The sequence below is a fragment of the Nitrospinota bacterium genome, assembly GCA_016235255.1.
In the GTDB taxonomy this organism is placed as follows: domain Bacteria; phylum Nitrospinota_A; class UBA7883; order UBA7883; family JACRLM01; genus JACRLM01.
This window is the reverse complement of sequence record JACRLM010000051.1, coordinates 1-11750: the sequence shown is the minus strand read 5'-3', so window position 1 is coordinate 11750 and position 11750 is coordinate 1. Positions and strand designations below refer to the sequence as shown.

At 57.7% G+C, this 11750-nt stretch carries 11 protein-coding genes; 5 read left to right on the top strand and 6 right to left on the bottom strand.

What is annotated here, in order from left to right; translation table 11 throughout:
• Positions 1–270 precede the first annotated feature (270 nt).
• From HZB29_06720 to HZB29_06700, 5 genes are all read left to right on the top strand, one after another.
• The gene (locus HZB29_06720; GenBank protein ID MBI5815289.1) at positions 271–1125 is read left to right on the top strand and encodes a deoxyribonuclease IV; all 855 of its coding nucleotides are present in this window, start codon (positions 271–273) and stop codon (positions 1123–1125) included.
• Positions 1126–1267: 142 nt separating this feature from the next.
• Positions 1268–2236, top strand: a complete 969-nt coding sequence (gene selD, locus HZB29_06715; protein ID MBI5815288.1) for a selenide, water dikinase SelD — start codon at positions 1268–1270, stop codon at positions 2234–2236.
• A gap of 51 nt (positions 2237–2287) precedes the next feature.
• The gene (locus tag HZB29_06710; protein ID MBI5815287.1) at positions 2288–2950 is read left to right on the top strand and encodes a lysophospholipid acyltransferase family protein; all 663 of its coding nucleotides are present in this window, start codon (positions 2288–2290) and stop codon (positions 2948–2950) included.
• 2 nt (positions 2951–2952) lie between these two features.
• Positions 2953–4224 carry a 3-deoxy-D-manno-octulosonic acid transferase gene (locus HZB29_06705; protein MBI5815286.1) on the top strand — a complete coding sequence of 424 codons (1272 nt, stop codon included), beginning with the start codon at positions 2953–2955 and terminating at the stop codon, positions 4222–4224.
• Positions 4221–5252: a phosphotransferase gene (locus HZB29_06700; GenBank protein MBI5815285.1), complete on the top strand. Its 1032-nt coding sequence runs from the start codon at positions 4221–4223 to the stop codon at positions 5250–5252. Before HZB29_06705 ends, HZB29_06700 begins: the two co-directional genes overlap by 4 nt.
• Here the strand turns inward: HZB29_06700 and recJ are convergent.
• The 6 genes from recJ to HZB29_06670 all read right to left on the bottom strand — a co-directional run bounded on the left by recJ (position 5224) and on the right by HZB29_06670 (position 11641).
• Positions 5224–6948, bottom strand: a complete 1725-nt coding sequence (gene recJ / locus HZB29_06695; GenBank protein MBI5815284.1) for a single-stranded-DNA-specific exonuclease RecJ — start codon at positions 6946–6948, stop codon at positions 5224–5226. The genes HZB29_06700 and recJ overlap by 29 nt on opposite strands.
• Positions 6945–8381, bottom strand: a complete 1437-nt coding sequence (dacB, locus tag HZB29_06690; GenBank protein MBI5815283.1) for a D-alanyl-D-alanine carboxypeptidase/D-alanyl-D-alanine-endopeptidase — start codon at positions 8379–8381, stop codon at positions 6945–6947. The genes recJ and dacB overlap by 4 nt, the downstream gene beginning before the upstream one ends.
• 227 nt (positions 8382–8608) lie before the next feature.
• On the bottom strand, positions 8609–9505 hold the full coding sequence (locus HZB29_06685; protein MBI5815282.1) for a TIGR02281 family clan AA aspartic protease: 897 nt from the start codon (positions 9503–9505) through the stop codon (positions 8609–8611).
• A 26-nt stretch (positions 9506–9531) separates the two neighbouring features.
• A complete protein-coding gene (locus HZB29_06680; protein ID MBI5815281.1) occupies positions 9532–10485 on the bottom strand; it encodes a DsbA family protein in 954 nt (317 codons plus the stop codon).
• 66 nt (positions 10486–10551) lie between these two features.
• On the bottom strand, positions 10552–11310 hold the full coding sequence (locus HZB29_06675; GenBank protein MBI5815280.1) for an EI24 domain-containing protein: 759 nt from the start codon (positions 11308–11310) through the stop codon (positions 10552–10554).
• Between the two features lie 145 nt (positions 11311–11455).
• A complete protein-coding gene (locus HZB29_06670; protein MBI5815279.1) occupies positions 11456–11641 on the bottom strand; it encodes a hypothetical protein in 186 nt (61 codons plus the stop codon).
• Between the last annotated feature and the right edge of the window lie 109 nt (positions 11642–11750).

Here is an 11750-nt window from a genome sequence, read left to right as displayed (position 1 = left end):
GTAGCGGCCCTTGATTTTCGCAAGGTATTCTTTTCTGGCGCTTTTGCCCATATTCCATGCTCCCTTCGGTTACATGAAACATGAGGCATCGAATCATTTTCGCCTAATTCTTCGGTTACTTTTAATATGAGGCAATTCGCATAAACGGAGGATTGATGGACTGTATGAATGCGGTCTGATACAATCCGGCCGGAATACTGATGTTCCTGTCCATCTTGCGTGAAGGGCAATATTAAAAAATCAGCTCCCCCCCGCCCCTTCGGCGCGCACATGTCCATCGCCGGTGGCGTCGGCAATGCGCCGCTGAGGGCCAAAGACGTTGGCGCCAACACAATCCAGATTTTCACCAAGAACAACAACCAGTGGAGCGCCAAACCTCTTTCACCGGACGAGATTGCGCGCTTTGCCGAAAATGCCGGGACATGCAACGTAAAGGTCTTTGCGTCGCACGATTGCTACCTGATAAACCTCGCTTCACCCCAGCCGGACATTATTAAGAAGTCGCGCGAGGCTTTTCTGGACGAAATCGCGCGCGCCGACGCCCTTTCCATCCCGTGCCTTGTGTTCCACCCAGGATCGCACATGGGCAAAGGGGACGATGAGGGGCTAAAGCGCGTGGTGGACTCGCTGGAATGGGCGATGGATCGCGCGCCGGAAAGCAAAGTGACCATCACGCTGGAGACCACCGCCGGACAGGGAACCAACCTGGGCTATAAATTCGAGCATCTGGGGTGGATCATCGCAAACGTCAGCCGGCCCGGGCGCATGGGAGTGTGCGTGGACACATGCCACATCTTCTCGGCGGGATACCTGATAAACACGGAACAAGGCTGCGAAGAGACCTTCCGGATTTTCGACGATACCATCGGGCTTGAACGGCTGAGGATGTTCCACATAAACGATTCGAAGACTCCCTTCGGCTCGCGTGTGGACCGCCACGAGCACATCGGGCATGGCTCCATCGGGCTTGAAGGTTTCCGGACTCTTGTGAACGACCCACGGTTTTACGGCACGCCGATGATACTGGAGACCCCCAAGGGGCCGGAAGGTGAGGAGGACAGGATCAACCTGGCGGTATTGAGGAAACTTGCGGGCAAGCGGGGGCTTTCCCGGAAGACTTCATAATCCATCCGCCTTCCCTTCATTCGCCGGAACGCTTATCATGATTAACATGGAACAAAAGAAAATACGGATGACGACGCTGGCAAAAGCCGGCGGTTGAGGCTCGAAGCTGGGTCCGTCGGACCTGCGCCGCGCCCTTAGCGGGATGAAACCTTTCTCCGCCCCGGAGTTCATATACGGCTCCGGCTCCGGGGACGACGCTGGTGTGTTCAAACTCTCCGACGGCATGGCGCTGGTGCAGACGGTTGACTTTTTCACCCCCATCGTGGACGACCCATACAGGTTCGGCAGGATAGGCGCCGCCAACTCACTTTCCGATGTTTACGCCCTTGCCGCAAGGCCGCTGACAGCTTTAAACATACTGGCGGCGCCTTGTTCCATTGGACCGGAGATCATCGGTGAAATCCTGCGGGGCGGGGCGGACGCTGTCCGCGAAGCTGGCGCGCTGATAGTGGGCGGGCACAGCTTGAACGACAACGAGCCTAAATACGGCCTGGCGGTCACCGGCCTTGTGGACCCGGCGAAAATGATCACACAGGCCAAGGCTCGGCCTGGGGACGTGTTGATTCTCACAAAGAAAATCGGGGTCGGCATTATCGCCGGAACGATGAAGCGATACTATGAAGCGGGTGGCCAGGCGCCGTTCTCCACAGCCGTTATCGAAGAAGCGGAAACGGCGATGATGCGGTTGAATAGGGACGCGGCGGCGGCGATGGCGGAATTTGGCGCCAGCGCATGCACGGACGTTTCCGGATTCGGCCTGCTGGGCCACACGGGAAACATGGCGGAGTCGTCCAACGCCGGCCTGGCCTTGTTTTACTCGAAAGTCCCCAAATACGATGGACTGGAGCCTTTCGCGATAAAAGGCTCCGGCGGCGGCGGATCGAGAAACAATGAATGGATCGCTCCGCGTCTTTCGATCCATGAAAGCGTTACGCGAGAGCAGATTATGACCCTGTGCGACGCTCAGACATCCGGCGGGCTTTTGATCGCCATTGACGGTGACAAAGCCGGCGGCCTTGTCCAACGGTTGAAAAACAACGGGGACGAATTTTCCGCCGTCATCGGGGAAGTGACAGACGGCCCGGCGGGCTCAATAGCAATCCGCCCATAAGTCATGGTGATGTATTGAACCCTCCGCCGCCTTCTGCAATAATGCCTTGCGATGAAAAAATTCATTAACACATACGTCATACCGCCCATCGCGTACCTGCTCATCCGCGTTTTTTCCATCACCCTCAAGCTTTACGAGGAGGGGACGGAGCATGAGCGCAAGCTTTTGGGTGAGGGGAAAGGCGCCGCGCTGGTGTTCTGGCACGGACGGCTTTTTTACCTGGCGCATTATTATTTGAACGCCACCGGGCGTTTCAAGACATTGGTGAGCCCCAGCGCGGACGGAGAAATAATAGCGCGGCTCTTGGCGATGTTCGGATACGGCGTGGTGCGCGGTTCATCGTTCAAGAACGCGGCCGGGGCGCTTCTGACTTTGACAAGGTGCGTCAAGAATGGCTATTGGCCGGCTCTTATCGGGGACGGGTCGCGAGGGCCGTTGCATAAGCTCCAGCCGGGGGGGGTGATGATCTCCAAATTGAGCGGAAGGCCCGCGTTGCCGGTGACGGTCTCATTTTCACGATACTGGACGCTTCCCTCATGGGACAGAATGATGATTCCAAAGCCGTTCTCAAAAGCCGTAGTGATTTTCGGCGAGCCGGTGAGCGTTCCGGCCGATTGCGATTCGGCGGGACTGGAGGCAAAGCGCAAGGAGCTTGAAGCGGCGCTCGTGCGCATCACGCAACGGGCGGACGGTTATTTTCCGGTGGGCAGGTGACGATGGGATATTTTGTATATAACGCTCTTTTGTATATTGCGTTAACCGCGTTTTCGCCTGTGATAGCCTGGTACGCGCTCACCAAGCCGAAATACAAGGAGGGTTTCTGGAAAAAACTGGGATTCGGCCTTCCGGCGCGGGGCGCAAAGACAATCTGGCTACACGCCGTGTCTGTCGGGGAGGTGATGGCGGCCGAACCGCTCATTAAAGCGCTAAAAGAAAAAACAGCCCTGCCAGTCACGCTTTCCGTCACCACTGCCACAGGCCGCGAAGTGGCGCAAAAAAGGCTCGGCTCGCAAGTCGCAGTGGTCCATTTCCCATACGACTTCCCCGGAGCCGCGCGCAGAAGCGTCCGCGCGATCAACCCTGCGGCGTTCGTGATGGTGGACACGGAGATATGGCCCAACGTTATCCGGGAGTGCAAAAGGTCCGGAGCCGCCGTGATTCTGGCCAACGGGAGGATATCGGACAAATCGTATCCTAAATACATACGGCTCAAATGGTTCATGCGGGAAGTCCTGGGGATCATCGACATTTGCCTGATGCAAGGCGAAGAGGATACGGCCAGGATCACGGCCATGGGGGCGGATGCGGCCAAGGTGAAGACAATCGGCAACCTGAAGTATGACAAGCCATGCGAGCCGGTTGACGCGGCGCAACGGGAGCAATTGCGCCGTTCGCTTGGAATCTCCCCGGAAGAGAAGGTGTTTTTCCTTGGCAGTGTCCACGAGGGAGAAGAGGATGCAATAAAGGCGTTTCTTGAAGTTAAAAAAAACGTGGGCGCACTGAGGCTTGTGATCGCTCCCCGGCGCATCGAAAATATCGGATGGATAGATCGGGCGCTTGACGGCAGCGGCCTTCACGCCGTCCGCAAAACATCGCTTGCGCCCAATCCCGGCCATGATCCACTGATAGTCCCGGTGATAGACACCTTCGGCGAACTGGCGAAACTATACGCCGTGGCGGATGTGGCGTTCGCCGGAGGCAGTCTTATCCCCCATGGCGGCCAAAACCCGCTGGAACCTGCGGCGCACGGCGTTCCCGTCTTGTTCGGTCCGCACATGACAAACTTCAAGGACGCGGCGCGTTCGTTATTGTCGGCGGACGCGGCGTGGACTGCGCAATCGGAAAGCGAGATTGCGGAAAGGCTTTCGGCGCTGCTGTCGGACAATACAGCCCGGCTGGCCGCTGGGGAGGCTGCGTTAAAGGCAGTGGAGGCAAACCGTGGAGCCGCCAGCCGGAGCGCGGAAATTATCGCGGGGCTTATTAAATGAGCGAAGGAACGCTGAAGAAGGAAGACGCAGCCAGGCTTATCGCTTCCGCGAAACAAAGCGGAACGGTGGCCTCGATAACAATGCTGGCGGGGGACGCTTCCACCCGCAAATACTTTAGAATCGCGCTCGATGGCGGGGATACATATGTTGTGATGATGGCGCCGGACGAGGGGCAGGTCACCGGGTTTTACTCCATGACCAGGCTTCTGCGCGCGATGAACGTGGACACACCGGAGTTTTTCAGTCAAAACGGCAATCTGGCGCTTCTTGAGGACTGCGGCGACGAGCTTCTTCAAAACCGGCTGGCCCGGCTGGACGCGCAAGCTGTGGAGCGTGAATACAGGAATGTGATAGACAGCCTGGTTGATTTTCAGAAGAACGCCGCCATTTTGCCGGACAAAAGCCACGGATGCTTCAAGCTTGCGTTCGACTTTGAAAAACTGATGTGGGAGATTGATTTCGCAAACACCCATTTCCTCGCCGGGCATTTGGGGCTGGCCGTTTCACCAGATCTGTCGGATGCCGCGAAAAAGGAGTGGGGAACGATTGTGGACGCACTGGCGGAGCGGATGGAAACGCTGGCCCACCGCGATTTTCACAGCCGCAACATCCTCGCCATTGACCATCGGCGGGTGTGGATAGACTATCAGGACGCGCGCATGGGGCGCAGGACGTATGACCTTGCCTCGCTTTTGCTGGACCCATACGCGGACCTTGCCCCGGAACTTTCGGATCGGCTGGCCGATTATTACTTCGATAAGCTTTCGGGCACGTCCGGCGCCGAGTGGGAAAAAGAAAGGTTTGACGAGCTTTATGACCTTTCCGGGATACAGCGGATATACAAGGCGCTGGGCACCTATGGCTTCCAGGCTTCGGTGAGAAAAACGGACGTGTACCTGCCATACATTGCCCCGGCGCTCTGCACGCTTGAGCGGCTTTTGAACAGGCGTCTGGATTTCGGGGCGATACGTCAGATCACCGGAATGTCCGCGGAACTGGTCAAGGGGCGGCCGGCTCCACGTCAATAAGCCGTAGCTGCACCCTTTCCACATCCCTCCATGTGGACACCTCGGGGGTGTACACGATGTCAAACCGGGTGCTGGCGGCGTCCACGCCGGAGAACCTGCCGGCCATTGAAAATCCCAAAGCTTCCATTCCGTTGTCCATGCCGAGCCGGACGGAGCGCCCCTCAGGCCCCATGTATGACAGCGAGGTGAACGCAACGTTCCTGCTGAGGAATACCGGTTGCGGATTGCCTTCGCCGAAAGGTTCAAGGGAAGATATTTTTTTCACCAGCGCCTTGTCTATCTGAACATAGGGTATCTGGCAGTCTATTAGAATCTTGCGCGCCGCGTCGTCACCGTTGATCCCGGCGGCGGCCAGGGCCAGCATCCCCTCGCGGAAACTTTCGAACATCTCCCGGCGCACGGTGAAGCCCGCCGCGATCTTGTGTCCGCCGAATTTCACGAGCTTTGCCGACATTGCGGAGAGCGCCGCCGTTATATCGAATGGCTGGACGCTTCTGGCGGAGCCTTTTCCGGTGTCCCCGCAAAAACAGACCACCGCCGCCGGGACGTTGAATTCCTCCACAAGCTTGGAGGCCACGATGCCGGCCACCCCCTGGTTCCATTTGTCCGACCCGACCAGAATAATCTTGTCCACTTCCGGCCGGAACGAGCTTGCGGCCTGTTCCCTGGCCTCTTCGAACATCCTGCGCTGGATGTCCTGGCGGCGTTTGTTCTCATCGTCCAGGAAGCGGGCCAGCGAGCGGCCGCGTCCCAAATCGCAGGTAAGCAAAAGCTCCACCCCGCAGTCCGCCTTTCCCAACCTGCCGACGGCGTTGAGCCGGGGGGCGATATTAAAGGCGATGTCCCTTGCCGTCATCCTGCCGCCGTTAAGCCCACCAACTTCCTTTAGCGCCCGTATCCCCGGTTTTGCGCTGGACGACAGTTCCGCGATGCCGTGCCGGGCCAAAAGCCAGTTCTCCCCGGTGAGCGGCGCGCAATCCGCCACGGAGCCTATCGCCACAAGGTCGAGCCCCTTTTTCAGGTTTGGCAGGCTTTCCTTTTCCGCCCCGCGTTTTAAAAGTTCGCTGCGCACAGCCATGCAAAGCTTGAACGCGATCCCCACTCCCGCCAGTGACTTGCAAGGGTACTCACAGCCGGGCTGGTTTGGATTGAGCACTGCGGCGGCGTTTGGAACAGCTTCGCCGGGCTGGTGATGGTCGGTTATTATCACGTCCACCCCGGCGGCGGTTGCGTAGTCCACGGCGGCGTTGGCGTTGATCCCGTTGTCCACGGTTATGATAAGCGATGCGCCCAAATCGCCGCGGATAACGTCTATGGCCGCTTCGCTCATCCCATAACCTTCCGTGGCGCGTTCGGGGATGTAATGGCCTGCGGAAAGGCCGACCTGCCGCAGGAAAAGAAGCAGAGACGCCGTGGCGGTGACGCCGTCCACGTCATAATCGCCGAAAACGACGACCTTCTCCCCGGCTTGCCGCGCTTTAATGACCCGCTCCACAGCCTCCGTCATCCCCTTCATCAGGAAAGGGTCCAGAAGCGCGGTCAACGGGGCGTCAAGGAATACGCGGGCCTGCGAAGATGTTTTGGCGCCCCTGTTCACCAGAAGGCGCGCCATCACAGGGTCCACCCCGGTGTCGGCGCAAAGCCCGGCCTCTGCGGCTGGGTCTCCTTCGGAGACGACCCATCTGCGACGGCTCAATGTTTTTTCTCCGCCGTGAGATAGATGGCGGTGATTATCTTGTCCTCGATGTTATGGGAGCCATAATTGAAGCACCCGTTGTTTTGCAGTATAGCGAAGGCGTACAGCTTGTTGTCCTTCCCGGCCACATATCCTGAAAGGGCGGAAGCGCCGTTGAGCGTGCCGGTCTTCGCCCTGGCCTGCGCCTTGGCGGGGGATGTCTTCAGCCGCTTTCTCACGGTGCCGTCCACCCCCATTATCCCGAGGGAGGCCATGAAGTCCGGCCCTATGTCAAACCGCTTGGACATGGCTGCCAAAAGCTCCGTGAGCGCCTTTGCGGTGAGCTTGTTGTCCTTGGAAAGCCCGGAGCCGTCGGAGAACACCAGTCCAGACGTGTCCACCCCCATGTCCATGAGCATCTGGTTGGCCAGCGCCAATCCCCGCTCCGCCGAACCGGGGGAGCCGCCCGCCTCCGCCGCCATCGTCTTTAGCGTCTGCTCGGCGATGAAGTTGTTTGAATGCCTGTTAAGTTCGCGCAGGATCACCGGCAACGGCTCGGACTGGTGGGTGTACAGTATCCTTGCGTTCTGCGGCGCGGCCTCTTTCTTTATCCCCCCCGCGATCTTTATCCCGGCCCGCTTGAAATACGCGGCGAAAGTCTCGGCGGCGAACTGCAACGGGTCTTCGATGGCCATGTATATCACACCCCCCGCGTCGCCGGGGCGCATGGCGCCGGTGACCTTCACCACCACGTCGTCGCTTCCGTTGACACGGAAAGCGCCGATCGGACGGCGTGACTTGGACCGGGTGACAGCCTCGTTGACAATCCGGATATAGTCGGACTTGGGTTCCACCTCCGCCACAATCGGCTCACCATCGCGCTCCCCCGGGTAAACATGCAGCCCGATGGTGTTGAAGTTGACCGACAGTGCGCCGTGCGGGGCGTCATAAGGGCGCTGGGTCTTTTTCGAGCCTCTACCCTTGGGAGCGTGAAAACCGTCGAAAAACGTGTCGTCCGCCACAAGCGATCCGCTCACTTCCGTGATCCCCTGCCGCCTTATCTCTTCGGCGATGCGCCATATGTTCTCCGGGGTGAGTTTCGGGTCGCCCCCGCCGTGGACAATAATGTCCCCCTTTAAAACTCCCCCTTCGCGCTTGCCGGAATAAAGAACGTCGGTCTTGAACCGGTAGTCAACGCCCAGATAATTCAGGGCGGCGGCGGTGGTCACAAGCTTCATCACGGAGGCGGGGGTGAGCGGGGTGCCGCCGTTTCTGTCATAGACAACCTGACCGGTCTCGATGTCCACCACGCGCACAGCCGTCTTGTCATGGTTGACGCAGCGCTCCTTGAGGGCGCCGTTGATCAATCCGCTCAATTCGTCGTAAGTGTCAGCAAAAGCAACGCCAAAGGACATTGCGAAAACAGCGGCGCCGATGGCGATTTTTCTATTCACTTATCCATTTGCCTCCAAAAGCTCGTTTCCGCGCCAGGTTCCGCTTTAGGCGTTCAGACGCTTTTTGACAATTGCGAACGGTTTTGCATCTATTGGCTTCAGTGGCCCATCTTAATGAATTACGCGAGGGTTCCCGCGTATTGCCCCATATTATATACGGTTATGGAATATTTAAAACAAAAGAAAACAGATGCCCCATGTTTCGTTTTGATGCGGCGGACGGTGCGCTATGGATACACCCGCCAGTCCCTTGGCACACCGGCGGCGGACGCGCGCCTCTCCAGGTTTGAAAACAGGCCCATGTAATAGTCCTCTATTTTTTTCATGTCCTGCTGCTTGAATCCGGCCACCTTTTTCATCTCCGGATCTTCGCCAGCTGTGACGCCCACCGCCAACTTGTCGCCGAAAGACCTGAACCGGCGGACGCTTTCAGCGTAATGGGTGTACTTTGTGGTCCACCACCCCTTGTCATGCCCGCCGAACATCTGCCCGCCCCGCGCAGGTTTCATTATCAGCTTGCCCCCGGGGCCGTCTATCTGGTGGATGAACTCGCCTAAAAAACTCATCCCCAAAAGCCCGCCGATCCCGTCTCCCAGCTTGGTGGATATGCCCGCCTCCACGTATTGCGCCTCCGCCCCCCCCACCTTCACCTTTTCCAGTTCCACAAGGTATATCCACGACGCGCCACCGGCGGTGGACACCGGCATTTTGGGCATTGTCTCCAGCGGCGGCAGGCCGATTTTGGCCGCTGTTTCCGCGGAGATTATGGTGAAGCTTGCGCCGGTGTCTATGAGCATGTTCACTTTCTCGCCCCCGTTGATCTCGGTCTCCACCGTATAGCTCATCCCTCTGGGGATAAGCGGCGCGGTCATCACCATGTCCAGTTGCGGCGGCGAAGTTTTTTTCCCGGACTGCTCGCCGTTCCCGGTTGGTTCATCATCTTTTTTTGAGGGGGCGCCGGGGACGTTGTAATCAAGCGTCTGGCTGTTTTTCCTTGCCGAAGGGGGGATGGAGGACTGGTCGTCGGTGAAATTGACGTTCCCCTTTTCGTCCACCCAGCGGTACATCTGGCCGGAAGCGGGGGCGGCAAGGCAGGCAAGCAGGATGATTGCGGTGAACGACATGAAGTGTCCGCCGCGTTTTGTTGAATTCATTTGAGTGGCTTTATTTTGTCCTGCCACTTTGCAAGACCAGTCTCGACGGCCCCCTTCCAATCCTTCATCCCGCCGGAAAGCACGCTGATTTTTTTAAAGCCATCACCGGCGACAAGAAACGCGGTCTCGCTGGCGTCCACCCCGCCGTCGTCCACCAGCACAATCGTCCAGTCCCGGTCGAGGCGGTTTATGTTGCGATGGACGATCTTGGCGGGAAGGCAGTTGGCGCCGGGTATATGCCCCGCCGCGAATTCCTTCGGGATGCGCACGTCCAGCACAAGGAGCGGCTCCTTGTTTTTCATCTTTTCGGCAAACTCCTCATGCTTGATCACCGCGTAACCGGCGTCGTGGTACACGATCAGAGAAGGATCGCTTTTCAAAACGGTCTCCAGCGCATCCAGCCTGTCCGGGCCATAAAAAGCCTCGCCCCGGAACACTATGAACGGAGTCCCTATAACACCATCCTTCACGGCGTCTTCCTCGGAGTTGTTTTGTTGCGCCGCGTATTTTTCCGTGGTGAATGCTTCTTTCAAACCCGCTTCATCCAGTTCGATGAATTTTACCCCTGCGGCGATATGGTCAAGGGTTGATATATCCTTCCCCATCAGCCACCGCAGGCCGAACACCAGGTTTATGTACTTGATTCCCATCAGTGTCTCGTCGGCGAAAAACCTGGCGCGGCACGAGGGAAGGGAGTTTTGCGATTTGGCTTCGTATGAAAGCTTGCGCCCGGCCTTCGCGGAGTACCGTTCAACGTCGCGTTTGTAATACCGGCGGACCGTTTCGTTTTCGCTGAATACACCCTCCCGGTCGAAACCTGAAATGGGGATGTATTCCACTTCCACTTTATAGTTTGACGTCAGCCCCTTAACAGCCGGGGTGATGAGAAAACTGTACGGGTCGCTAAAGGAAAAGTAGAACTTGACCTTCTCCCTGCCTTCAAACTCCATTGCCGGCGCCGCTCCGTTGCATAAAATCTGATTATATCAAGAGGGGAGAGGGAACGCAGGGTATTGTCACCGATCCCCTTCCGGCGGGTTTTCGATCACAAGCAGCGTCCCGCCTGCGGTGGCGGCGGGCATCAGGAAAAAGCCTGCAATTGGAATCACCATCGTAAGGCCTGCCGCCAGGCCGAACCCAAGCGCCAGCCCGAATCGCGAGAAAAGGTACATGCGTTTGTCCCGGAACGTGAACGCCCGCCGGTCCAGCGTGTATCCGGTGAACTCAAACGCCATCACAAACGTTATGAACAGTGGGCTTAACACGGCAAAGGTGAGCTGGCCGAATCCCGGGACCAGATTCACCAACGCCAGCATAAGTTGCAATGATATGATGACCGCCATTTTCTTCGATTCGTTTTTCATCACATGGAGGTAATAATTCCACAGCGGCATCTTAAGCTCCCGCACACGCCCGGTGAGCTTGCGCTCCACCGCCGCCGACAGCATGTCGTTGAACGGAGCGGCGATGATCAGCCCCGCCGCCGCGAATCCGAAGATCACCACGATGACCGATACAAAGAACAGCGCCCCGCCGGTTATCATCGAAAGCGCCGCCCAATACCATTCCTTCGACGACTGGTCAAAAATCGCGGTGGATATGTGGTATGCGAAGTAATTGAACGACATCAGGAACGCCGCGAACACAAGCGTGTTGAGCGCGACAGGGGCGATGGCGAACTTGGCCACGTCCCATCCGGAAAATATGATTTTCACCCCGCGCAAAAGATACAGCAAGCCTTTGGGGGCATGGATCACACCAAGCAACGCTTTCATTCGGCCTAGGATTCCGGTATGCGGTTTGAATTGTTACCGGGAATATACTATGCGGTTAATTTCAAGACAACCGGTTGGGAGGGCTGAATATGGGACGGCCTGGCGCAAGGGAGCCGGACAGACCTGCGCGCCACAGCCGCCAGAATCAACCAACCGTATTATGACAACCTGGCCCCGAAACGATCCTGCACAGCGGGAAATCCAGGTAAAACACGCTCCCCTGGCCATGGACGGACTCCACCCTGATCGATCCGCCATGGATTTCCATTATCTCACTGCACAAGGGCAGGCCCAGCCCTGTGGACTGCACCCCGTCAACTGGACAGTTAATCCGCCAGTTTTAGTGTGACCTGTCCGAGTTCCTGTTTCCTGTCTTCATCCTGCAATATAGCTTCAAACTCCTCCGGCGGCAAGTAACCGATCCCGGAGTGTACCCGCTT